Raw genomic sequence first — 22182 nt, 5'->3', positions numbered from 1 at the left:
CAAACAACCCGCGGCTAGAGCCACGGCAACTCCACCATATTGGCGGCGGGAGGCTGGTTGATTAGGTGCAGTTGCACCGTTTCCCGGCTGATATGGGGGGCGTAGAGGTGGATAAAGTCGTACATATAGTCGCGCAGGTGGGCATGCTTGCGCAGGCAGATATGGGTAGCGCTCGAGGCGATCAGGTGGTCGATGTTGAGGCTCACCAGATCCTCCCGATCCCCCTCGTCGAAGGCCACGCTGGCAATCACCCCGACCCCCATCCCGAGCCGGACGTAGTGCTTGATCACATCGGTATCGGTGGCGGTCAGCACGGTTTTCGGCGAGAGGCCGTGGCGGCTGAAGGCCTTGTCCATCTTGGAGCGGCCGGTAAAGCCGAATACATAGGTGATGAGGGGATAGCGGGCCAGATCGGCCATCGAGAGCGGCTGACAGTCGATCAGCGGATGACCGTGGGGCACCACCACGCTGCGTCCCCAGCGATAGCAGGGGACGGCGGCCAGCTCGTCGAACAGGTACATGGACTCGGTGGCGATCGCCATATCCACATCGCCGCTTTGCACCATCTGGGCCAGTTGGGCAGGCGCCCCCTGATGGAGCTGGATCGCCACGTCAGGGTAGCGACGGCTGAACTCGGTGATCACCGCTGGCAGCTTGTAGCGCGCCTGGGTGTGGGTGGTGGCGATACGCAGCACCCCGCTGGTAGCCAGTTGCTCCCCCAGCGACAGCTGGTTGATCTGATCCACCTGCGCCACCACCCCCTTGGCCAGCTCCATCACCTTCTCGCCTGCGCTGGTCAAGCCGACCAGATTCTTCCCCTTGCGGGTAAAGAGGGCGAGCCCCAGCTCATCTTCCAGCATCTTCATCTGCTTGCTGAGGGTGGGCTGGGAGGTGTAGAGCTTCTCCGCCGTCGCCGAGATGTTGAAGTTGTTCTTCACGATCTCGGTAAAGTTCTTGAGCCGGGCGATGTTCATCTGGGCAAGGGATCTCGCTGCTGCGGCCAGCAATGCTGGCGTTTATAAGAGAGCGCGGGAGAGACCCGCAGCTAACAGCCGACCATACCACAGCGCTGCACGATAATCTGCCTCAGGTCAGAAAGCGGCGAGCTAGTCGCTGGCGAGCTTGATCCCGAGCCCGACAAACAGGGTGCCGATGCCCCGGTTGAGCCAGCGACCGAGACGCTGCGACAACCGTACCTTGTGGCTGGCATAGACGGTGGTAAAGACCAGCAGGTGACACCAGATGATGCCGCCCAGATTGAAGATGCAGCCAAGCAGAATAAAGGCGAGCGCCTTGTCGGGGGCATCCGGTGCGATGAACTGGGGTACGAAGGCGAGGAAAAAGAGCGCCACCTTGGGGTTGAGCACATTGGTCAGCACACCCTGCCGGTAAATCTGGCCATAGGAGAGGGCGGGCAGGGTGGCCCCTCTCTCCATGGAACCCGTCGTTTGCTGGCGCAGCAGGGAGACCCCCAGATAGATCAGGTAGATGGCGCCAGCCAGCTTGATAAGGGCAAACAGCTCGGCCGAGGCACTGAGCAGGGCCGACAGACCGAGGGCCGCCGCCAACACATGCACCATGACACCGGTGCCGATGCCAAGGGTCGCGACCGAACCGGCACGCCACCCTTGCGAACCGCTGCGCAGCATAACCAGCAGGGAGTCGGGCCCCGGCATGATATTGAGCAGCAGCCCCGAGACCATAAACAGTGCAAGATCATGAATACCGAACATCACCCCTCCCCTCGTAAAGAAAAACCAAACAAAAAGGGCTCCGCAGAGCCCTCTTTCCTTTCACTCTGCGGCAGCTGACGCATCATCAGCTGCCCCGCCAGCCATCAGGGCCGCAGCGCCTTGTCCGCCCGGGAGATACCGCAGACGCCGGAGCGCACCACTTCGATGATCTCGTTGGTCTGGGCGGCAGTCTTGATAAAGGCATCCAGCTTCTCGCTGGTGCCCACCAGCTGTACCGTGTACTGCTCGGGGGTGACGTCGACGATCTGGCCACGGAAGATATCCGCCAGCCGTTTCAGCTCGTCACGGGCTCCACCGGCGGCGCGCGCCTTGACCAGCGCAATCTCCCGCTCGATATGCTCCCCTTCGCTCAAGTCGCACACCTTGAGCACATCCACCAGCTTGTGCAGTTGCTTCTGGATCTGTTCCAGTACCCGCTCGTCACCCATGGTGACTATGGTCATGCGTGACAGGGTGGGATCCTCAGTGGGCGCCACCGTCAGGGTCTCGATGTTGTAGCCGCGCTGGGAGAAGAGGCCCACCACCCGGCTCAGGGCGCCAGATTCGTTCTCCAGCAGAACGGAAATTATATGTCTCATCAGGTTCTCTCCGTCTTGCTCAGCCACATCTCGTCCATGGCACCAAACTTGATCTGCATCGGATAGACGTGCTCATCCGGGTCGACCGAGATATCCATGAACACCAGCCGATCCTTCATGGCGAAGGCTTTCTCCATGGCGCTCTCCAGCTCGGCCGGATCGCTCACCGCGATACCGACGTGGCCGTAGGCTTCCGCCAGTTTGACGAAGTCTGGCAGGGACTCCATGTAGGAGTGGCTGTGACGACCGCCGTAGAACATCTTCTGCCACTGCTTGACCATGCCCAGCGCACGGTTGTTGATGGAGATGATCTTGATGGGCACTCCGTACTGCATGCAGGTGGAGAGCTCCTGAATGTTCATCTGCACCGAGCCATCGCCGGTGACGCAGCAGACCACCGAATCAGGGTTGGCAAACTGGGCCCCCATGGCGGCCGGAATGCCGAAGCCCATAGTGCCGAGGCCCCCTGAGTTGATCCACTGGCGCGGTTTGGCAAACGGGTAGTAGAGGGCAGCAAACATCTGGTGCTGGCCCACGTCGGAGGCAACGAACGCCTGACCCTGAGTCACTTTGTAGAGGGTCTCGATCACCTGTTGCGGCTTGATCTGGGTGGACGATTTTTCGTAGGCTAGACAGTGACGGGAGCGCCACTGATTGATCTGGTTCCACCAGTCCGCCAGCGCCTCCTTGTCGTTATCGAAGCCACACTCGCGGATCACTTCCAGCATCTGCTCCAGCACGGTTTCCACCGAGCCGACGATAGGCACATGGGCCTGCACCGTCTTGGAGATGGAGGTGGGGTCGATATCGATATGGACCACGGTCGCATTGGGGCAGAACTTGGCCACGTTGTTGGTGACGCGGTCATCGAAGCGGGCACCCACGGCAAAGATGAGATCCGCGTTGTGCATGGTCTTGTTGGCTTCGAAGGTGCCGTGCATCCCCAGCATGCCGATAAATTGCGGATGGACACCGGAGAAAGCCCCCAGCCCCATCAGGGTGGTGGTCACCGGCAGGTTCAGCAGCTCCGCCAGCTTGGTCACCAGATGGTCCGCATTGGCGTTGATAGCGCCGCCGCCCACGTACATCACCGGGCGCTGGGCTTCTACCAGCAGCTTGGCAGCCCGCTTGATCTGGCCCTTGTGACCGGATTTGGTCGGGTTGTAGGAGCGCAGGGAGACCGTCTCGGGATACTGGTAGGGGAATTTTTCTTTCGGGTTCTGCACATCTTTGGGCAGATCCACCACCACCGGCCCCGGGCGGCCGCTGGCTGCAATGTAGTAGGCCTTCTTGATGGCCTCAGGGATATCGCTCGCCTTCTTGCACAGGAAGCTGTGCTTCACCACCGGGCGGGAGATACCGATCATGTCGGTCTCCTGGAACGCATCCTCACCGATCATGCTGGTCGGCACCTGGCCGGAGAGGATCACCAGCGGAATGGAATCCATATAGGCGGTGGCAATACCGGTAATGCAGTTGGTCGCTCCCGGGCCTGACGTTACCAGCACTGTCCCCACCTTGCCGGTGGAACGGGCGTAACCGTCAGCCATGTGAACCGCGGCTTGCTCGTGCCGCACCAAGACATGCTCCATCTTGCCGTTTTCGAAGAGAGCGTCATAGATGTCGAGCACTGAGCCACCAGGGTAGCCGAAGACGTGCTCAACTCCCTGATCTTCCAGCGCTCTAACCACCATCTGGGCGCCTGATAACATCTCCATGATAAAGCCCTCCAGGCTTTGCTCCGTTTAGCGAATCCCGCCGACGATGCCGTGCTTCCCGGCACAGCCCGATCCGTTTCTTGTTGTTATCTGAATGCAGATCGGTCCAATTCAGCCCCGTCGACAGTAGAAAAAAAGGATTTTTCCGTCATTCACCCGAAAATAGGGTGAAAAACCAACTTAACCCGCTTCATAACGCTTGTCCACGGCTTTATCTGACCAGAACAGTCATACATTTCAACCGGCTATTAACATTCAATGACTTGCCGCAGCGACCATGAGACAAAAGGGAAGGAAGTCGGGGAATGGCCAGCGGATCATTCCGCTGAGGGGAAAAACATGTCTAGTCCTGAAATAGGTTTACACATTTTCAACTAGCATTTTTCTACTCAAAACCCTCTATGTACCGCATCGGGGGTTCTGTATTTCAACGCATGATGCGGCCGCTCCGCGTTGTAAATATCCACTGCCTCACGCACCATCTCCCGCGCTTGCGCCAAATCCTGCGGGCTTTGCAACAATAACTCTCCTTTCAAAATCCCGTTCACCCGCTCCGCCAACGCATTCTGGTAACAGTCATACCCATCCGTCATCGAGCATTTCACCCCGTACCGTTCATGTAATGACTGATACAGCCCCGAGCAATACTGCACGCCGCGGTCCGAGTGATGGATGAGTTCACCGCTGCCACGCCGTTGCTTCAGCGCTTTCTTGAACGCCATCGCCACCGACTCGGCGTGCATCCCTTCGTGCACGTGATGGCCCACTATCTTGCGTGAGTACGCATCCGTCACCAGGCTCAGGTACAGCGGCCCGCTCCTGGCTGGCAGATAGGTGATATCAGCGACCCAGACCTGCTCCGGGGCCACCGGCGTGACCTGCTCTGGCCCCGCCTTGAGCAAGTTGGGATGACGGTAGAAACGGTGAAAACTGTGGGTGGTCGTGTGATACGCCCGTCTGGGTGGCACCAGCAGGCGGTGCCCGGCCAATATCCGAAACAGCCTGTCCCGCCCGACCTTGAGCCCGCCATCATCCTGACCCTGCAGCAGATAATGCAGCTGCGGGTGCCCACCCGAGGTTGTCGCAGTCGAACCTGACGCACGAAGCGCACCACCTGCAATCCCTGTGCATGGCGCTCGTCGGCGACCCAATTGCGCTTGTAGTAAGCCTGCCGGCTTATCCCCAGAAACAGGCAAGCCCTGACAATGCTCAGCCTTTCGACTTGCCGCTGCGAGAGGACTTGCCGGGTCGCTTTTTTACGATAGAGACGCCGTAGTCATTCTTCAGTACATCGACAACGGCCTCAAAGAACTGGGCCTTCTGACTCATCAGCGCCAGCTGTTGCTCAAGTTCCTTGATACGCTGTTCTGACGTCTGGTTGTCGGGGTCAGGCATGGTGATGCTCCTGCCGGCACGTACAGAAGCCCCCTGGCTCCAATCTTGCCGACCATGTTTACGCAACCATACCAGAACGGTGGAGCGGCCCTGAATGCCATAACGCACCTGAGCCTGTTTGTAGGTGAGCTCGCCTTTTTCAATCTGCTCGACCAGTGCCAGTTTAAAAGTCAGCGAGTAATCGCGCTGTGTCCGTTTCACACCTTGTCCCATCGGGCTCTCCATTTATTGGGGGGAAAGGTGTAAACCATATTCAGGACGGGACAAGAGAAATAAAAAAGCCGCTCACTCGAGCGGCTTTTTGCTGGCACTTGGGTTGGAACGAACCCGCCTTCAGGCCGTGGTGGTACTGGTACCGAAGTAGTCGGCCAGGAAGTCATCGAATGACAGGCTGTCGCTGCGCTCGCGCTCCCGTTGTTTGGCCAGGGAATCCTTCGCCTCACCGGCAAAGTAGGCCTCATCCCAGTATTGCAGCTCCCCTGCCAGCAGCTCCTCGCGATAGCGGGTCGCCAGCTTGTCGCCGTAACAGCCGTTATCCTTGCCACTCTCCAGCAGCTCCTTGAGCATGCGGGCGGAGTAGGTCAAATCCGGATTGAGCAGCTTCTCACGGTGCATTGCCAGCGTTTTGCGATAGTGGTTACGGCCGCAGCAGCGATCCAGCAATTCGGCCACCTGAGCCAGCTCGTCGAACAGCTTGAGGCCGTACTCTTTGAGGCCAATGGCATGACCCTGCTCGTCCTCCAGCTCGAGGCCGGGACGACGTCCCTCCAGCACCACCTTGTTCTGGTTGCGGCGGTTGCGGGCAATCTCCTCGTCACTCAGCACCGGAGAGGGGCGCAACAAGCACCAGACCAGGAACAGATCGAAGAAGCGGATCTGGTCGGCATCGATACCGAGCGGGGTGAAGGGGTTGACGTCCACGGTGCGCAGCTCGATGTATTCGATGCCGCGCTGATCCAGCGCATCCGAGGGCTTCTCGCCGCTGCGCGGGGTGCGCTTGGGACGGATTGGAGCGTAGAGCTCGTTCTCCAGCTGCAACACGTTGTCATTGAGCTGACGATACTCCCCATCCACCTTGACCCCGATCTTGGCAAAGTCGGGATTGTGGGTGTTGATGGCGCGGCGCAGGCTGCTGACATAGGCTGGCAGGCTGTCGTGGCTGATCTTGAGCCCAGCCTGGGCGCTGTTGGTGTAACCGAGATCGGAGAGACGCAGCGCGGTGGCGTAAGGCAGATAGAGGGTGCCCTTGCCGGTCTTCTCGAACGGCAGGTTGCTCTTGCGCCCTTTGAGGAAGGATTCGCAGATGGCCGGGGAGGCGCCGAACAGATAGGGCACCAGCCAGCCGAAGCGGTAGACGTTGCGAATAAGCCCCATGTACTTGTCGGAGATAAAGCGCTGGCTGCAGCACCCTTCGCACACCAGATCCTGCCACTCGCTCCAGAAGCTGTCGGGCATGGAGAAGTTGAAGTGCACCCCGGCGATCACCTGCATCAGGCTGCCGTAGCGGTTCTTCAATCCCTGACGGTAGAGGGTCTTCATCTTGCCGATATTGGAGCTGCCGTACTGGGCCAGCCGGATGCTCTCTTCCCCACCGACGAAGCATGGCATGGAGAGCGGCCAAATCCGCTCGTCACCCAGATGCTGAATCACATGGTGATGGATGTCGCCGAGCTGCTCCATCAGGCTGTCGATGGAGTCGGTGGCCGGGGTGATGAACTCCAGCAGGCTCTCCGAGTAGTCGGTGGTGATATTGGGATGGGTCAGGGCCGAGCCCAGCGCCCGTGGATGGTCACTCTGGGCGAGTCGGCCATCCGGCGTGATGCGCAGGCATTCACGTTCGATCCCGCGCCGGATCCCCTTGAGCGCGGTGAGGCGCTCCGGTGATCCCAACGCATTCAGCAACTCGGTGAGCGACAAGCTTGTTGTAGTCATATTCACGGCTCATGTGAGGCCGCCCCATCCGGGGCGGCTCTTGATTTTTATAAAGCGTCAGTTACGGCAACTGCAGCGGATAGATGGGAAGATGAAGCTCCTTCAGGGGTTTTTCAAGCTTTTGCTTGTCTCCCACCACCACGATCACCATGTCGGCCGGATTGAGCCAACGGGCGGCACTGGCCTTGAGCGCCTCGGGCGACACCGTTTTGATCAGGTTGTTCTGGGCCTGCACATAGTCCGGTTTCAGGTCATACATCACCATCTGCAGCAGGAAGCCCGCCTTCTGGCCCAAGGTCTCGTAAGAGAGGGCATCCTGCTGGGAAACCGCGCTGCGCATATAGGCCAGCTCGACCGGGGTCGGGCCGCTCTTGCGGTAGTTGTCCATCTCCTTGAGGAACTGGCGGATGGCATCCACAGTCGCATCGGCCCGCACATTGGCGCCTGTGGCGAAGGTGCCCACCTCGCGGTTGGCGGAGAAACCCGAGCTGGCACCATAGGTGTAACCCTTGTCTTCCCGCAGGTTGAGGTTGATGCGGCTGTTGAAGTTGCCACCCAGGTTGAAGTTCATCAGCCCGGCGGTGAAGTAATCCCCCGTGGTATCGAACGGCATGGCGCGACGGCCGATGCGGATCACCGACTGGGGCGCCCCCGGCTTGTCGACCAGATAGATGCCCGGCTTGGCCTGCTCACCCTTGAGCTTGAGATCCCCCAGAGTCGGCGTGGCCCCCTTCCACTCGGTCAGAAAGCCAAGTTGCTCCTCGATCTGCTTCTGGCCCACATCACCGACCACCACCACTTTGGCATTGGTGGAGTTGTAGTAGGCCTGATAGAAGTGCTTCACGTCCGCCAGGGTCAGCTTGGCCACATCAGCCGCTACCCCGTCGGTAGGTTGACCGAGGCGGTTCTGCTTGCCGTAGACCAGCTCGCGGAACGCCTGCCCGGCCAGCCACTCGGGCTGCTGCTGGGCCTGTTGCATTCCTTGCAGCAGCTGCGCCTTGACCCGCTCGAAGTCCGCCTCCCGCATGCCCGGGCGCTCCAGCACCTCGCGCACCAGCGCCAGGGTCTGGGGCAACTTGTCCGCCAGCGAGCTGACGGTGATGAGGTTGTTGTACTGGGCGCTGGAGACATCAATGCTTGAGCCCAGCTTTTGCAGCTCGTCGCTGAGCTGAGCCTCGGTCAGGCGCACCGTGCCCTGCCCCATCATGGCGGCGGTCAGATTGGCCAGTCCAAGCTGCCCCTTATCTTCGGCACGAATGCCGCCCGGCAGGGCGATCATGATGGAGACCGCGGGGATCTCGTCACTCTTGGTGCCGATGATCTCGATGTTCTTGTCGAGCTTGCCGTGCCAGATGGCGGGCACCTTGACGCTCACCGCCTCGCTCGCCTTGGGCTGCACGCTGCGATCGAAATTGTCTTTTACCGGTCGTTCGGCCAGCGCCTCGTCATGCTTGCTGTAATCCGGCAGTTCGCGCTTGGCGGGGGTAAAGTTCGGGGTGGCAACCTGCCACTCAGTCTTGCCCTTGGGCACCACGCTCAGCACCACCGCAGGCTTGCCCGCGATGAACTTGTCGTAGGCGGCCTTCACCTGCTCAGGTGTCACCTTGCCGATGGCATCCAGTGTCTTGAACACATAGTTGGGATCCTGGGCAAACACCTGACCCATGGCGAGCTGGCTCACCTTGCCGGAGACGCTATCCAGACCCCAGATGGCGGAGGCACGGTACTTGGCGATCGCCTTCTCCAGATCTTCCGGTTTGAGGCCGCGCTGGGCGAACTCGCCGATCACCTTGTCCACCTCCCCCTTGAGGGTCTTGAGGCTGCCATCCTGTGACGGATTGGGATAGGCGTAGACGGTCAGGGTACAGGCCAGTTCTTCACAGTAGTGGGACGCCCCCACATCGATCGCCTTGCCGGTTTTCACCAGCGACTGGTAGAGCATGGAGCTGGCGGAACCACCCAGCACGTCGGCAAACATGTCGAGTGCAGGCTCCTGCGGATCGCCAAGAGATACGGTGGGGTAGCTGATATAGAGCAGCGGCAGGTGTACCTTGTCCTGCAACGTCACGTAGCGGGTCTCGGGCAGAGTCACCGGCTTTGGCGTCGGCTCGGCCACGTCCGGGCCGCGCGGGATGGAGCCGAAGTACTTCTCGATCCACTCGAGGGCCTGCTTGCTGTCAAAGTCGCCGCCCAGAGTCAGGGTAGCGTTGTTGGGGCCATACCAGCGCAGGAAGAACTGCTTGAGGTCGTTCACATCGACCCGGTCGAGATCTTCCACGTAACCGATAGGCTGCCAGGAGTAGGGGTGAGTACGCGGATAGAGCGCCTCCCCCACCTTCTCGCTCACCAGCCCGTACGGCTGGTTATCGACCCGCTGGGCCCGCTCGTTCTTGACGGTGGCGCGCTGGATCTCGAACTTCTTCTGGCTCACCGCATCGAGCAGGAAGCCCATCCGATCCGCCTCCAGCCAGAGCACTTTTTCCAGCTGGTTGGCCGGCACTGTTTCGTAGTAGTTGGTGCGGTCCTTGTTGGTGGTGCCATTCATGTCGCCACCGGCTTCGTTGATGATCCGCATATGCTCCTGATCACCGACGTGTTTCGAGCCTTGGAACATCATGTGCTCGAAGAAGTGAGCGAAACCGGACTTACCGACCGTCTCGCGGGATGAACCGACGTGATAGGTCACATCGAGGTGCACCAGCGGATCGGAGCGGTCGGGAGCCAGGATCACGGTCAGGCCATTGTCCAGCTTGTACATCTGGTAGGGGATGGCGAGCTTGCCCTCCTCCTTGCCCTGTTCGGCGATCAGGGTCGGTGCCGCCAGCACCGGCAGGGTGAAGCCCAGCAGAATCGTTAAAGGTATGACTTTGTTCACGGTAACCTCGTGAGTGACAAAAACAGGCTAGAAAATGTGACTGGCCAGCAGAAAAACCAGGGCATAACGGAACAATTTGCCGAGCCCGATCAAAATGAGAGAGCGCCAGAAGGAGAGGCGCAGCCAACCGGCCAACAGACAGAGACCATCACCGACCACCGGCGTCCAGGCAAGCAGCAGACACCAGTGACCATGTTGTTTGAGCCAGCCTAAGGCTTTTTGTTCCCCACGGCCTTGAAAATCTTCCGGTTTTTTCTTGAAGGTGGCGAGCCAGCCGAGCCACCAGGTAGTCATGGAACCGAGGGTATTGCCCAGCGTCGCCCACAGCAGCAGGCTAGCCATGCTCCACTCCCCCTTGGCCGCCATGGCCCCCAGCAGCACTTCCGAGCTGCCGGGCAGCAGGGTGGCGGAGGTGAATGCACTTAAAAAGAGCCACCCCAGCCCCATCTCCATCATCTCGCTCATCCGGGATAGCCATCGGCCGCAGGCATGCGCAGCAGCAGCTTGCCGCGTACATGGCCCCCTTCGATGGCCTGATGGGCCAGCGCCCCCTCAGCCAGAGCGAACTCACCGGCGAGGGTGACCTTCACCTCCCCCTGACGCAGCAGCATCAACATCTGACCCAGCTGCTTCTGGTCGGGGTGAACCAGCATGCCGACCACCTCGATACCCGCCGCAGCCCCAGCATCCTTGATCTGCTGGGCGGTAATGGTAGGCACAGTCACCAGGCGGCCACCCGGTTTGACACAGGCGAGCGCCGCCTTGCCGCTCTCGCCGCCTACCAGATCCAGCACCAGATCGACCTGACCGGCCTCTGCCACCACCTGTGCGGGCCAGTTCGCATCATGGTAATCCACCATCCAGCGCGCCCCCAAAGCATGGAGGAAGCCATGGTTGTCGGGGCTGGCGGTAGCCACCACCTCGGCGCCATAGGCGCTGGCAAACTGCACCGCCAGATGGCCAACCCCACCGGCACCGGCGAGGATCAATACCCGCTGACCGCTCTTGAGGCCGCCGTGCTCAAGCAGCCCCTGCCAGGCGGTGAGACCGGCCAGTGGCAGCGCCGCTCCCTGCTGCAGGCTCACTCCGTCGAGCTTGACCAGCTCGCCTTCGCTTGCCACCACAGACTCCCCGTAGCCACCAGCGGTAAGAGGAAAACCGACCATGCCGCACACCCGATCCCCCTCGACCAGCGAGGTTACGCCGGGGCCTACCTTCTCCACCACGCCGGAGATGTCATAACCCGGCGTCCAGGGCAGCTTGTCCTTGTTCTGGGCCGCCGCCCAGCCAAGACCGGCGCGGGTTTTGGCATCGATGGGGTTAACCCCCGCAAAGCAGATGCGCACCCGCACTTCGCCATCGGCTGGCACCTTATCGAGGGAAGGGTTGAGCTTGAGTACCGAGGGGTCACCGAATGCGGTAATCTGTAGTTGCGTCATTGCACAATCCATCCTGTTGATTGATCAAGGGTCAACAGAATAACAGCGAGGACACCATGGCTCGAATGTTTCTTATTCCTCTGTTGCTGGCACTGGGGTGGTGGGCGTTTCTGCTCTACTTCCACATCCCGCTCAAACAGGGGGCCAAGGGGTTTTACTGGATCATCGGCATCGGTGGCGGACTGGCCGCCTTCCTCAGCCTGATGATGGTGCTGACTCACTGAGTGCCACAGCCACTCGATAACGAAAAAGGCCACCGAGTTCCGGTGGCCTTCTCACTATCCGGGTTGCTGCTCCAGCGCCGGATTGAGGTAGTAGTGGCGATTGCTCCCCTGCCCCAGCACCCCTTGCGACAGCAGATGGTGGAACACCCGATCCACCTCCTCCAGCGAGAGTGACAACGCCTGTGCTACCGAGCGCTTGCTGCACTTGAGCTCACCGCTCACCAGCGCACCGCGCACCTGTGCCAGCACTTCGGGGGCTGGCTCGGGGGGCATGATGGGCTCGGGCTGGGCTGCCATCGCCAACTCTGCCTGCGCCTCTCTGCGAGCTTGCTCCTGCTGCCAGCGCCACATCCGGCGAAAGCGGTTCTCCTCGCCGATCAGGCTGACGAAGAAGGCGCCGAACACGTCGAGCAGCACCGAGAGGAAGCAGACCAGCAGGAACTGCACCTGGCTGATGCTCATCCCGACCCCGTCCGCCAGACTGCTCATCAGCCCCAACATAGAGGATTGTTCGTTGACCGGCTTGGCATCGCGCTGCTGGCGCAGCTCATCCTGCTGCAAGCGCAGCTTGGTGTTGGCGTGCTGCAACGAGGAGACGCCACTGGAGATGCGCTCCAGCTCGATGTATTTGCGGGCCGCCTCTTCGTTGAGCTGGATCTGCCGCTCGATGCTGGCGATCTGCTCGTCGAAACGGGCCAGCTCCCGCTCGTGGCGCGCCTGCTGGCTCAACACCGTATTGGTGGCGCTGTTGATGCCACCGATACTGCCGCCGATGGAGATGGCCGCCAGCACGCTGTAAAACAGCAGCGACCAGAGAGCACCACTCAGATCCCGCCGCGCCTTGCGCTCGCCGTACTCGTACCAGACGTAAAACTTGCCCAGCTCGAAGATGATGGCCAAGCCGCCGAACAGCCACTTCATCAGCGGGTTGTCATCGATGGAGAGGAACAGCAGCAGGGAGAAGATAATGGAGGCCAGAATGGCCAATCCGGTGAAACTGTATACCGTCGTCAGAGCGAACCACCCCTTGGGGTAGCGCTGTGTGGAGGAGTCCTGTGTGGTCATGATGAAGGGGTGTGCTGTGCAGGAAAAGTTGGCTGCCGATTATAGTCGCCAGACTCGCACAGAGAAGGGCAAATGACTGAATTCCTTCAGATTGGCAACCAGCTGCCCAGAGTGCGACCAAAACGGACAAATCGGCAGCAGAAAAGCGATACAATTCCTCCCTGACTTGATCATGTGGTGAGATGAGGTGCGATTCCGCCCGGGTTCAGCCCAGATCCGTACACTCATCCACCGTTGCAATTATCCGAGGCCATCATGAACAGTACGACCACCTTGCTACTCTCCCTTCTTCTGGTTACCGGCGGCGCCGCTGCGACACAGCAATATCCAGAGAGCGGTGGCACCGAATTTTCCGTCGATGAGCTTAAATTCAATCTGGACTGGGATGACAAACAGTTCGGCTGGACCCAGAACGACTGCCTCACTCTGGATATCGGGGAGACCTCCTCCGTCGACTGCAAGGCGGTCAAATTCAATCTGGAAGATGAAGAGAATCGCAACCAGCCACCGAAAACCAACCAGGTCCCTGCCAACTCGCAGAGCGACCAGTAACAACAGGAGTACCCTTGCGATGACCCAAGCTAAACACAACCCCGTTATCCGGCGCGGCGCCCTGCTGCTTTCCCTGCTGATGGCGCACGGCATCGCGGTTGCGGCACCGCCAAGCAAAAATAGCGATGGCATCAAGATCTCCGGTGATGACATCAAGATCAATCTCGACTGGGATGACAAGGAGTACGACTGGTGGCAGGACAACTGTCTGGATCTTGGCATTGGCGACAGCCGGATCAAACTCAACTGCGACAAGATGGATGGCAAGTACCGGGATCACTACAACCGCAGCATCCACGGCGGCAATAACCCGGGACAGGGTCACGACAAACAGAAGGATAAAAACAAGGGTAACGGCAAGAAAAACTGACCCCCCCTTTCCTTATCCAGCAGGGGCCTGGCGCCCCTGTGCTGATTGTTTTACCAATAATTCTCCGCACTGATATTGCCCGGTGCCCGCCGCAGATTCTTGACCAACCCCAGCGCCAGCAAGGTTTGCTGGGTCTCTTTCACCATCTCCGGATTGCCGCAGATCAGCACTTGGCTCAGCTCGGGTGAGAACTCCAACCCCACTCTAGCCTGCAGCTGACCATTGGCAATCGCCGCCGGGATCCGCCCTGCCATTGCATCGGGCCAAGGCTCGCGGCTGACAAAGGGGACATAGCAAAAACGCGCGCCATATTGCTCGGCAAAGCTGGCGATCAAATCCTGATAGCTCAGCTCTTCGCCTTTGCGCACCCCGTGCACCAGCACCAGATTCTCGAAACGGTTGAAGGCTTCCCCATCTGCCAGCATGGAGAGGAAGGGGCCGATGGCAGTGCCGGTCGAGAGCAGCCAGAGATCGCGCCCGGCGGGCACCTCATCCAGCGTCAGGAAGCCGGTGGCCTGGGATTGCACCAGCAATGTATCGCCCGCTTGCAGCAAGCCAAGGGACGGAGTCAGCTCACCGCTCGGGATCTCGACCAGATAGAACTCGTGGTATGGCGCAGAGGGGGGATTGACGAAGGAGTAGGCGCGCTGAATGCGGCGATCGCCCTGCTCGAGGGCCAGCTTGGTGAATTGGCCTGCCTTGTAGGGGACCAGCTCGGCCGCTACCCGCAGGGAGAACAGGGTGGGTGTCCATTCGATGCGTTCGATGACGCGACCTTCTACCCAAGCCATAAGGATCTCCTCCAGTGGAACAGACCTTCACTCTACCCCCGGGCCGGAAAATAAAAAACCCGCGCAAGAGCGCGGGTTTTTTCTGCAAAAGCGAATCGCTATTACAGGGCAACAACCTGGATCTGTACGGTTGCTTTAACGTCAGCGTGCAGCTGAACAGCAACTTCGTAGTCACCGGTGTTACGCAGAACGTTGCCCATGCGGACTTCGCTCTTGGCAACGGCTACGCCGGCAGCAGTGATGGCTTCAGCCACGTCACGGGTACCGATGGAACCGAACAGCTTGCCTTCGTCGCCAGACTTGGAAGCGATAACCACGGTAGCCAGTTCGGCCAGCTTGGCAGCACGCTCTTCAGCAGCAGCTTTGTTGGCAGCCAGTTTGGCTTCCAGCTCAGCGCGACGAGCACCGAAAGCTTCGATGTTGGCTTTGGTGGCCATAACAGCTTTGCCTTGCGGGATCAGGTAGTTACGGGCATAACCAGATTTCACGGAAACTTGGTCACCCAGACCGCCCAGTTTGGCGATTTTGTCGAGCAGGATAACTTGCATTACCTTTCCTCTATAAATTTCGTTGAGTTAGGCTTAAGTGCCGGGCCGATTCTTACTTGTTGTGCAGATCGGTGTACGGCAGCAGAGCCAGGTAACGAGCACGCTTGATGGCGCGTGCCAGCTGACGCTGATACTTGGCGCGGGTACCGGTGATACGGCTCGGTACGATCTTGCCAGATTCAGTGATGTAGTTTTTCAGAGTAACGATATCTTTGTAGTCGATCTCGGTAACGTTCTCGGCGGTGAAGCGGCAGAACTTACGACGACGGAAATAACGTGCCATGGCCTTTATCCTCTAGTCAGTGATCCAGAATTACTCTTCGGAAGCAGCTTCAGTAGCTTCTTCGCGGCGCTCGTCGTCACGACGGGTGAAGCGCTCTTCTTTGGCCTTGGCCATCGGAGAAACTTCAGTCACGGCGTGCTTGGTGCGCATGATCATGTTGCGGATAACGGCATCGTTGAAGCGGAAGTTGGTTTCCAGCTCATCGATAACGGCTTGCTCTGCTTCTACGTTCATCAGAACGTAGTGGGCTTTGTGCAGTTTGTCGATCGGGTAAGCCAGCTGACGACGGCCCCAATCTTCCAGGCGATGAATAGTACCACCGGAGGTGGTGATGGCGCCGGTGTAACGCTCGATCATGCCGGGAACTTGCTCGCTCTGGTCCGGATGAACCATGAAGACGATTTCGTAATGACGCATTTTAGCTCCTTACGGATTAATTCAGCCTCCGCCCAGGTGCAGCCAGACCTCGGAGGCAAGGAACATAAAGGTGTTTAGTCGCTGCTTTTCTAGGGCGGCGTATTGTACGAAATCACATCCCTCACTGCAACTGACCGCCTTAAATGTTTTTCCCGATGGAAATCATCAGAAACAACAATTGATAACGATTATCATTTAGATCTATTCTCTCTCCATATCCTTATGGAGGGTGATGCCATGCAACCCGCACTGACGACTACGATTCCAGCCCGCAAATTCAAACTGACCCTGCTCGGGCCTGCCTTTATCGCCGCCATCGGCTATATCGACCCGGGCAACTTCGCCACCAATATTCAGGCGGGCTCTACCTTTGGCTACCAGTTGCTCTGGGTAGTGGTATGGGCCAACTTGATGGCCATGCTGGTGCAAACCCTCTCGGCCAAACTCGGCATCGTCACCGGCAAAAATCTGGCGGAGCACATCCGCGACCGACTGCCGAAACCGGCGGTCTGGGCCTACTGGGTGCAGGCAGAGATCATCGCCATGGCCACCGATCTCGCCGAATTTATCGGCGCCGCCGTCGGCTTCAAGCTGCTGCTTGGCGTGACCTTGCTTGAAGGGGCCTGCATCACCGCCGTGGTGACCTGGGGGATCCTGATGCTGCAATCCCGCGGCCAGAAACCGCTGGAGTTCGTGGTGGGCGGCCTGCTGCTGTTCGTGGCGGCGGCCTACATCGTCGAGCTGGTGTTCTCCCGCCCCCATCTGCCTAGCCTGCTGGAGGGCGCCCTCTTCCCCGGCCTGCCCAACAGTGACGCCGTCTATCTGGCGGCCGGCGTGCTCGGCGCCACCGTGATGCCCCACGTTATCTACCTGCACTCGGCACTGACCCAGCACACCCAGGATCAGGGCTCGGTCCCCCAGCGGCTGCACACCACCCGGGTCGATGTGGCGATTGCCATGACCATCGCCGGCTTCGTCAATCTGGCCATGATGGCCATGGCGGCGGCCGCCTTCCACAGCTCCGGCAACCAGCAAGTAGCCGAGCTGGAGTCGGCCTACCAGACCCTCACCCCGCTGCTGGGTCAGGCGGCCGCGACTCTGTTCGGCCTCTCGCTGGTCGCCTCCGGCATCAGCTCTACCGTGGTGGGCACGCTGGCCGGCCAAGTGGTGATGCAGGGCTTCGTGCGCTTCACCATCCCGCTCTGGCTGCGCCGCGCCATCACCATGGCCCCTGCCTTCGTGGTAATCGCCATGGGCCTCAACACCACCGAGATCCTGGTGCTGAGCCAGGTGGTGCTGAGCTTCGGCATCGCGCTGGCGCTCATCCCGCTGCTGATATTGACCGGCGATCGCGCCCTGATGGGGGAGTATCGCAACCACCCGGTGACCCAGGCGGTCGGCCGCCTCATCGTCGCCCTGGTGATCGGGCTCAACGCCTACCTGCTGGTCGCCATGATCTAGCGAACCGTCAAACCGAGAAGAGGGGCTCATTAACTCTGGTTAATGAGCCTCTTCGCACTTTGGCGTATGCTGCCGCTTTCTTTTCTCATTTATCGTTGCGGGAGCCTTGCCATGGAACATACCCGAGTCAGCTTCGTGCTGGGCCATCATCAGGAGCAAGCCAGCGTGGTCTGCTGTCAGCGTGGCGACACCACACTGCTAGTCACCGACCTCACCCCCTTTCATCCCCAGAGCCACCTCTGGCCCGATCAGCCGGGGGATGTGGGCCATGCTCGCTGGGAAGGGGGCGAAGCCGCCATTGGCCCTTGCCGGATGGGGGCTATCAGCCCGGATGGCAAGCTGTTTGTCGATACTGCGATTCCGGTAAAACGGGGGGCTGAAGGGTGGCGTTTCGTGGTGGTCCATCCAATGACCGGTGACCACGCGCTAGCCGTTGGCAGCCAGGTCGAATTGCAAGTAGATAGCGCTGCCCGCCACGCCCTGAGTCTGGGCCATAGCGGCTGCCATCTGGCCGCGCTGGCGCTCAATCGAGTACTGACTCCCTACTGGCGCAAGGAGGTAAGCGAGCGCGATGCACTGGGCCAGCCCGACTTCGATCGTCTTGCTATTCAAAGCTCGCGGGTCGAGCCTTGCGGATCGTGGGAGCAGTACCGAATCGGCAAGAGCCTGCGCAAGAAAGGAGTCAACAGCGAGGCGCTGCTGGCAGATCTGGCGCTGATTGAAGAGAAAGTCAACCAACAACTGGCCGACTGGGTAGCAAGCGGAGCTGACATTCGCCGAAGCCGGGCCGGCGAGGCGATCATCGACTCCCGTTACTGGCACTGCTCGCTGGAAGGCCAGGAGGTCACCATCCCCTGTGGCGGCACCCATGTTGCCTCGCTCGCCGAGTTGGGAGAGGTCAAGGTAGAGCTCACTCAAGTGGAAGAGGGCTTTGCCATGCTGACCCGGGTCACGCCAACCGGCGCCTGAGTCGCAGACTTGACCACTCAGGGCTAACGCCCAAGTTGGCAATAGAGACGTATCGCAAATGAGGGGGCATCATCATGCCCCTCAACGCCCGTCATGACGGGCCGATGCTTCTCTTTTAACCACTCCCTGATTAGAATGCGCCTCCCACAGGAGGCACATCCCCATGAGTAGTACCCAACTACGCACCACCCCCGATCGACTTCGTTATCTGGTTCTCTACGAAGGCATCGGGCTGGCACTGGTCGCACCGCTGATCAGCCAGCTGTTCGGTCAGGGCGTCGCCGAGGTCGGTTCACTGGCCATCTTCTTCTCCATCGTCGCCACCGCCTGGACCTACGGCTGGAACCTGTTGTTCGACAAGGGGTTGCTCAAACTTTGCGGACGCACTAACAAGCGACCACTGGACCGCTTCCTGCACGCGTTTGGCTATGAGGCGAGCTTTATGATGCTCTCCCTCCCCTGCGTCATGTTCTGGCTCGATTTGGGAGTGTGGGACGCCCTGATGCTGGATCTCGGCTTCGTCGCCTTCTACCTCGTCTACATCATGGTCTTTACCTGGGCCTATGAGCGGATCTGGCCGCTGCCATCCAACCCGCAAACGGCATAAGGCCTCAGCCGCAACGAGGCCGACAAAAGGAAAAGTCAGGAAGGATGGGAGAATCCCATAAAAACAATGCCAGTCAGCAAGCTGACTGGCATTGGACAAAACAGACTTTCGGACTTACTTGACGGCGTCTTTCAGAGCCTTGCCAGCCACGAATGAAGGCACGTTGGCAGCAGCAATCTGGATCTCTTTACCAGTTTGCGGGTTACGACCGGTGCGGCCTGCGCGGTGGGTGACCTTGAAGGTGCCAAAACCGACCAGTTGCACAGCATCGCCTTCTTTCAAGCTCTGGGTAATACCATTGATGATCTCTTCCAGAGCCACTTTGGCCTGAGCTTTGCTCAGATCTGCTTTGGCGGCAATCGCATCGACAAGTTGAGCTTTGTTCATAACATTTCCTTTATGATCGGGCATTTAGCGCTGGGTCACTCTATGCAAAAAAAAACGCACAGGCAAAGCCTTTATCGAGCCGAACGCGTCAAACGCTGGGGTTTTCATCAAGATCTGCGGAAATAGTCACATTCCACACGCGAAAAACCGTGAGCAGGCCTGAAACCTGCTAGCACGCAGACACAATCCGCTGACTATTTCTTCGCCACTTAACATTATCCCCCCATGGCTATTGACGCTTGCCCAGATTTTCCCTAGTTATAGGTTGTGTCACTGCTCAAACGGCTCGGAATACCGAACAATCGGCCAGCCTTTGCCCCACGGAGGGATAGGGATTATGTTGACGAAACTGGAACAGACCAAGCAGGCGCTGGCAGGCAAGCATAAAGCTATCGACGACTGGCTGGATGCAAGGCAAGCGTTGCTGGTTGGATACATGCAGCTGGCAGGCCTTACTCCGGCGCGGACCAAGCAACGCAGCCTGCCCAAAACAGAAGAGCTGCATCAGTTTTGCGACCGCCTAGTCGACTATGTCAGCGCGGGCCATTTCGAGATCTACCACCACGTCGTCACCGCCTTCGAGCAAGCCAGCGGCGAAACACTGGAGCTGGCCAAGCGCATTTATCCCCATATTCGTGCCACTACCGAGTTTGCCCTCGAATTCAACGACAAATACAGTGATGCCGACGAGGCCCAACTGCTACTGCTCGATGATGACCTCAACGAATTGGGTCCGGTACTGGAGGATCGCTTCAAACAGGAAGATCGTCTGGTCAAGGCACTCCATGTGGTGGAGTTCCTCAGTGCCCAGCAAGCCTGATTGCTATTTTCGGAGCAAGTTCAAGATACTGGCAGCCAAGGTGCATTACACTCAGAGCAATGATTCCCTGTGTCCAGCTGATTCCAAACTAGGAGATGAGCATGTCTGAGCGCCGCCGTTTTGCACGGATCCTCTATTTGACCACGGCCGAACTCACCCAGGGGGAGCACAAGTGGCAGACTCAGCTTGTCGACATATCCCTGCAGGGCGCCCTGTTAATCCGACCGGATGATTGGGAGAGCCGTGACAACAAGGAGTACCAGCTCAGTTTTGTCCTGAGTGGCAGCGACATCGAGATCAAGATGCAGGTCGAGCTAACCCATGAAGCCAGCAAGAAGCTGGGGTTCTACTGCCACCACATCGACATCGACAGTGCCACCCACCTCAAGCGGATGATAGAGCTCAACGTAGGTGACGAAGAGCTGCTGCATCGGGAGCTGGAACAGCTGTTGAACGAGCATCAGGAGCACAACCAGTCGTAACGACGCCCGGCCAGACATGGTGCTCTTTTCTGTTCATTCAGCCTCTATTGCTACGGTTATAACGCCTCGAGCGCCTCTGATAACTTCTTGACCGGCACCACTTCCATCCCCTCGATAGGATGCTTGGGGGCATTGGCGTGCGGCACGATGGCACGACGAAAACCGTGTTTGGCCGCTTCCTGCAGCCGCTCCTGACCAGAGGGGACAGGACGGATCTCCCCTGAGAGCCCCACTTCGCCAAACACCACCAGATCCTTGGGCAGCGCCTGATCCCGGAAACTGGAGACCATCGCCAGTAGCAGCGCCAGATCCGCACTGGTCTCCTCGACCTTGACCCCGCCAACCACGTTGATGAAGACATCCTGATCCGCCATCTGCAGCCCACCGTGACGGTGCAGCACCGCCAGCAACATGGCGAGCCGGTTGTGATCCATCCCCACCGCTACCCGACGCGGGTTGGAGAGCTGGGAGTAATCCACCAGCGCCTGCAACTCCACCAGCAGCGGCCGGGTGCCCTCCCAGATCACCATGACGATGGAACCGGGCGCCTGCTCCTGCCCCCGACTGAGGAAGATGGCGGAGGGATTGCTCACCTCGCGCATCCCCTGTTCAGTCATGGCAAAGACCCCCAGCTCGTTGACCGCACCGAAGCGGTTCTTGTGAGAGCGCAGAGTCCGAAAACGGGAGTCATGGCCACCGTCAAGCAGCACAGAGCAGTCGATGCAGTGTTCCAGTACCTTGGGGCCAGCCAGACTGCCATCCTTGGTCACATGACCCACCATGAAGATGGCCACATGGTTCTGCTTGGCGTAACGGGTCAGTAACGCTGCTGCCTCACGCACCTGTGCGACCGAACCGGGAGAAGATTGGACATCCGCCACATGCATCACCTGAATGGAGTCGATCACCATGATCTGCGGCTGCTCCTGCTGGGCAATCAGGCAGATCTGCTCAACGCTGGTCTCGGAGAGCATCCGTAGCTTGTCGGTAGGCAAACCAAGGCGGTTGGCCCGCATTGCCACCTGCTGGAGCGACTCCTCACCGGTGACATAGAGAGTTTTCATCCGCTCTGCCAGACCACACATGGTCTGCAGCAGCAGGGTCGATTTACCCGCCCCCGGGTTACCACCGATCAGAATCGCCGAGCCGGGCACCACACCGCCACCAAGCACCCGATCCAACTCCTTGAAACCGGAAGTAAAACGGGGGATTTCGGTGGTAGCGATCTCTGCCAGTGTCTGTACCTGACTGCCAACCGCGCCGGCATAACCGGTGTAACGGGCACTCTTGCCAGCGGGAGTGACGGAGCCAAGGCGTACCTCGGTGATGGTATTCCACTCCTTGCACTCGCTGCATTGACCTTGCCAGCGTGTGAAGTCGGCACCACATTCGGAACAAACATAAGCAGTTTTATTTTTAGCCATTGATAACTCGGGGACAGGATGAATTCCTGCTTGATATACTTGTTTGCGACCGACAGATCAAACCCAGAATCGGAAAAGTGACTTTCCGTGG

23 protein-coding genes and 1 pseudogene are annotated in these 22182 nt (G+C 59.3%); 8 read left to right on the top strand and 16 right to left on the bottom strand.

Annotated features, from left to right (window positions below):
* Positions 1–14: 14 nt before the first annotated feature.
* The 9 genes and pseudogenes from G5182_RS06405 to G5182_RS06365 form a co-directional block, all read right to left on the bottom strand.
* The gene (locus G5182_RS06405) at positions 15–974 is read right to left on the bottom strand and encodes a LysR substrate-binding domain-containing protein (RefSeq protein ID WP_421254260.1); all 960 of its coding nucleotides are present in this window, start codon (positions 972–974) and stop codon (positions 15–17) included.
* 132 nt (positions 975–1106) lie between these two features.
* Entirely contained in the window at positions 1107–1733 is a 627-nt protein-coding gene (locus G5182_RS06400) for a LysE family translocator (protein WP_421254259.1), read from the bottom strand.
* A gap of 104 nt (positions 1734–1837) precedes the next feature.
* Positions 1838–2332, bottom strand: a complete 495-nt coding sequence (gene ilvN / locus G5182_RS06395; RefSeq protein WP_005311605.1) for an acetolactate synthase small subunit — start codon at positions 2330–2332, stop codon at positions 1838–1840.
* Positions 2332–4050: an acetolactate synthase 3 large subunit gene (locus G5182_RS06390; RefSeq protein ID WP_421254258.1), complete on the bottom strand. Its 1719-nt coding sequence runs from the start codon at positions 4048–4050 to the stop codon at positions 2332–2334. Before G5182_RS06390 ends, ilvN begins: the two co-directional genes overlap by 1 nt.
* 389 nt (positions 4051–4439) lie before the next feature.
* Positions 4440–5658: pseudogene (locus G5182_RS06385) on the bottom strand (IS3 family transposase).
* Positions 5659–5778: 120 nt separating this feature from the next.
* Complete coding sequence (gene gshA / locus G5182_RS06380; protein WP_227341926.1) at positions 5779–7377, bottom strand: glutamate--cysteine ligase; 1599 nt, start codon at positions 7375–7377, stop codon at positions 5779–5781.
* 61 nt (positions 7378–7438) lie between these two features.
* Positions 7439–10252, bottom strand: coding sequence for a M16 family metallopeptidase (locus G5182_RS06375; RefSeq protein ID WP_227341925.1), 2814 nt, complete (start codon positions 10250–10252; stop codon positions 7439–7441).
* A 27-nt stretch (positions 10253–10279) separates the two neighbouring features.
* Positions 10280–10717, bottom strand: a complete 438-nt coding sequence (locus G5182_RS06370; RefSeq protein WP_005348990.1) for a YqaA family protein — start codon at positions 10715–10717, stop codon at positions 10280–10282.
* The gene (locus G5182_RS06365) at positions 10714–11691 is read right to left on the bottom strand and encodes an NADP-dependent oxidoreductase (protein ID WP_227341924.1); all 978 of its coding nucleotides are present in this window, start codon (positions 11689–11691) and stop codon (positions 10714–10716) included. The genes G5182_RS06370 and G5182_RS06365 overlap by 4 nt, the downstream gene beginning before the upstream one ends.
* Before the next feature lie 56 nt (positions 11692–11747).
* Between G5182_RS06365 and G5182_RS06360 the strand changes: the two genes are divergently transcribed.
* Entirely contained in the window at positions 11748–11915 is a 168-nt protein-coding gene (locus G5182_RS06360; protein WP_162484561.1) for a hypothetical protein, read from the top strand.
* Positions 11916–11969: 54 nt separating this feature from the next.
* Here G5182_RS06360 and G5182_RS06355 read toward each other — a convergent pair whose 3' ends face one another.
* A complete protein-coding gene (locus G5182_RS06355; protein ID WP_227341923.1) occupies positions 11970–12980 on the bottom strand; it encodes a Preprotein translocase subunit SecY in 1011 nt (336 codons plus the stop codon).
* A 255-nt stretch (positions 12981–13235) separates the two neighbouring features.
* Between G5182_RS06355 and G5182_RS06350 the strand changes: the two genes are divergently transcribed.
* Complete coding sequence (locus G5182_RS06350; RefSeq protein WP_040067567.1) at positions 13236–13532, top strand: hypothetical protein; 297 nt, start codon at positions 13236–13238, stop codon at positions 13530–13532.
* Positions 13533–13551: 19 nt separating this feature from the next.
* Positions 13552–13902 carry a hypothetical protein gene (locus G5182_RS06345; protein ID WP_227341922.1) on the top strand — a complete coding sequence of 117 codons (351 nt, stop codon included), beginning with the start codon at positions 13552–13554 and terminating at the stop codon, positions 13900–13902.
* A 50-nt stretch (positions 13903–13952) separates the two neighbouring features.
* Here G5182_RS06345 and G5182_RS06340 read toward each other — a convergent pair whose 3' ends face one another.
* The 4 genes from G5182_RS06340 to rpsF all read right to left on the bottom strand — a co-directional run bounded on the left by G5182_RS06340 (position 13953) and on the right by rpsF (position 15941).
* Positions 13953–14693, bottom strand: coding sequence for a ferredoxin--NADP reductase (locus G5182_RS06340; RefSeq protein WP_227341921.1), 741 nt, complete (start codon positions 14691–14693; stop codon positions 13953–13955).
* Between the two features lie 101 nt (positions 14694–14794).
* Positions 14795–15241, bottom strand: a complete 447-nt coding sequence (gene rplI, locus G5182_RS06335; protein WP_005340490.1) for a 50S ribosomal protein L9 — start codon at positions 15239–15241, stop codon at positions 14795–14797.
* 52 nt (positions 15242–15293) lie between these two features.
* Positions 15294–15524 (bottom strand): 30S ribosomal protein S18, encoded by a 231-nt coding sequence (gene rpsR, locus G5182_RS06330; RefSeq protein ID WP_005308890.1) that lies wholly within the window; start codon positions 15522–15524, stop codon positions 15294–15296.
* 30 nt (positions 15525–15554) lie between these two features.
* On the bottom strand, positions 15555–15941 hold the full coding sequence (gene rpsF, locus G5182_RS06325) for a 30S ribosomal protein S6 (protein ID WP_005308887.1): 387 nt from the start codon (positions 15939–15941) through the stop codon (positions 15555–15557).
* Positions 15942–16178: 237 nt separating this feature from the next.
* On the opposite strand from rpsF, the gene G5182_RS06320 reads away from it, so the two are divergent.
* The 3 genes from G5182_RS06320 (at position 16179) to G5182_RS06310 (ending at position 18978) form a co-directional block, all read left to right on the top strand.
* Positions 16179–17402 carry an Nramp family divalent metal transporter gene (locus G5182_RS06320; RefSeq protein WP_227341920.1) on the top strand — a complete coding sequence of 408 codons (1224 nt, stop codon included), beginning with the start codon at positions 16179–16181 and terminating at the stop codon, positions 17400–17402.
* Positions 17403–17513: 111 nt separating this feature from the next.
* Positions 17514–18371 (top strand): hypothetical protein, encoded by an 858-nt coding sequence (locus G5182_RS06315; RefSeq protein ID WP_227341919.1) that lies wholly within the window; start codon positions 17514–17516, stop codon positions 18369–18371.
* Positions 18372–18534: 163 nt separating this feature from the next.
* A complete protein-coding gene (locus G5182_RS06310; protein WP_005358045.1) occupies positions 18535–18978 on the top strand; it encodes a PACE efflux transporter in 444 nt (147 codons plus the stop codon).
* A gap of 114 nt (positions 18979–19092) precedes the next feature.
* Here the strand turns inward: G5182_RS06310 and hupA are convergent, their stop codons facing one another.
* A complete protein-coding gene (gene hupA, locus G5182_RS06305) occupies positions 19093–19365 on the bottom strand; it encodes a nucleoid-associated protein HU-alpha (RefSeq protein WP_005340484.1) in 273 nt (90 codons plus the stop codon).
* Positions 19366–19702: 337 nt separating this feature from the next.
* On the opposite strand from hupA, the gene rsd reads away from it, so the two are divergent.
* Positions 19703–20185, top strand: coding sequence for a sigma D regulator (gene rsd / locus G5182_RS06300; protein WP_216952872.1), 483 nt, complete (start codon positions 19703–19705; stop codon positions 20183–20185).
* A gap of 101 nt (positions 20186–20286) precedes the next feature.
* Positions 20287–20667 (top strand): PilZ domain-containing protein, encoded by a 381-nt coding sequence (locus tag G5182_RS06295; RefSeq protein ID WP_216952871.1) that lies wholly within the window; start codon positions 20287–20289, stop codon positions 20665–20667.
* Positions 20668–20723: 56 nt separating this feature from the next.
* On the opposite strand, the gene radA is transcribed toward G5182_RS06295, so the two are convergent.
* Positions 20724–22091 carry a DNA repair protein RadA gene (gene radA, locus G5182_RS06290; protein WP_227341918.1) on the bottom strand — a complete coding sequence of 456 codons (1368 nt, stop codon included), beginning with the start codon at positions 22089–22091 and terminating at the stop codon, positions 20724–20726.
* Between the last annotated feature and the right edge of the window lie 91 nt (positions 22092–22182).

This window comes from Aeromonas sp. 600948 (assembly GCF_049174875.1).
Classification (GTDB): Bacteria; Pseudomonadota; Gammaproteobacteria; order Enterobacterales; family Aeromonadaceae; genus Aeromonas; species Aeromonas veronii_A.
Note: the sequence above shows the minus strand (reverse complement) of the source record. Positions and strands in the feature narration are given on the sequence as shown.

What these genes read in the sequence shown, in the direction of transcription:
- G5182_RS06405 (WP_421254260.1), bottom strand. Translation starts at nt 974, where the DNA reads ATGAACATCGCCCGGCTCAAGAACTTTACCGAGATCGTGAAGAACAAC.
- G5182_RS06400 (WP_421254259.1), bottom strand. Translation starts at nt 1,733, where the DNA reads ATGTTCGGTATTCATGATCTTGCACTGTTTATGGTCTCGGGGCTGCTG.
- ilvN (WP_005311605.1), bottom strand. Translation starts at nt 2,332, where the DNA reads ATGAGACATATAATTTCCGTTCTGCTGGAGAACGAATCTGGCGCCCTG.
- G5182_RS06390 (WP_421254258.1), bottom strand. Translation starts at nt 4,050, where the DNA reads ATGGAGATGTTATCAGGCGCCCAGATGGTGGTTAGAGCGCTGGAAGAT.
- gshA (WP_227341926.1), bottom strand. Translation starts at nt 7,377, where the DNA reads ATGACTACAACAAGCTTGTCGCTCACCGAGTTGCTGAATGCGTTGGGA.
- G5182_RS06370 (WP_005348990.1), bottom strand. Translation starts at nt 10,717, where the DNA reads ATGAGCGAGATGATGGAGATGGGGCTGGGGTGGCTCTTTTTAAGTGCA.
- G5182_RS06365 (WP_227341924.1), bottom strand. Translation starts at nt 11,691, where the DNA reads ATGACGCAACTACAGATTACCGCATTCGGTGACCCCTCGGTACTCAAG.
- G5182_RS06360 (WP_162484561.1), top strand. Translation starts at nt 11,748, where the DNA reads ATGGCTCGAATGTTTCTTATTCCTCTGTTGCTGGCACTGGGGTGGTGG.
- G5182_RS06355 (WP_227341923.1), bottom strand. Translation starts at nt 12,980, where the DNA reads ATGACCACACAGGACTCCTCCACACAGCGCTACCCCAAGGGGTGGTTC.
- G5182_RS06350 (WP_040067567.1), top strand. Translation starts at nt 13,236, where the DNA reads ATGAACAGTACGACCACCTTGCTACTCTCCCTTCTTCTGGTTACCGGC.
- G5182_RS06345 (WP_227341922.1), top strand. Translation starts at nt 13,552, where the DNA reads ATGACCCAAGCTAAACACAACCCCGTTATCCGGCGCGGCGCCCTGCTG.
- G5182_RS06340 (WP_227341921.1), bottom strand. Translation starts at nt 14,693, where the DNA reads ATGGCTTGGGTAGAAGGTCGCGTCATCGAACGCATCGAATGGACACCC.
- rplI (WP_005340490.1), bottom strand. Translation starts at nt 15,241, where the DNA reads ATGCAAGTTATCCTGCTCGACAAAATCGCCAAACTGGGCGGTCTGGGT.
- rpsR (WP_005308890.1), bottom strand. Translation starts at nt 15,524, where the DNA reads ATGGCACGTTATTTCCGTCGTCGTAAGTTCTGCCGCTTCACCGCCGAG.
- rpsF (WP_005308887.1), bottom strand. Translation starts at nt 15,941, where the DNA reads ATGCGTCATTACGAAATCGTCTTCATGGTTCATCCGGACCAGAGCGAG.
- G5182_RS06320 (WP_227341920.1), top strand. Translation starts at nt 16,179, where the DNA reads ATGCAACCCGCACTGACGACTACGATTCCAGCCCGCAAATTCAAACTG.
- G5182_RS06315 (WP_227341919.1), top strand. Translation starts at nt 17,514, where the DNA reads ATGGAACATACCCGAGTCAGCTTCGTGCTGGGCCATCATCAGGAGCAA.
- G5182_RS06310 (WP_005358045.1), top strand. Translation starts at nt 18,535, where the DNA reads ATGAGTAGTACCCAACTACGCACCACCCCCGATCGACTTCGTTATCTG.
- hupA (WP_005340484.1), bottom strand. Translation starts at nt 19,365, where the DNA reads ATGAACAAAGCTCAACTTGTCGATGCGATTGCCGCCAAAGCAGATCTG.
- rsd (WP_216952872.1), top strand. Translation starts at nt 19,703, where the DNA reads ATGTTGACGAAACTGGAACAGACCAAGCAGGCGCTGGCAGGCAAGCAT.
- G5182_RS06295 (WP_216952871.1), top strand. Translation starts at nt 20,287, where the DNA reads ATGTCTGAGCGCCGCCGTTTTGCACGGATCCTCTATTTGACCACGGCC.
- radA (WP_227341918.1), bottom strand. Translation starts at nt 22,091, where the DNA reads ATGGCTAAAAATAAAACTGCTTATGTTTGTTCCGAATGTGGTGCCGAC.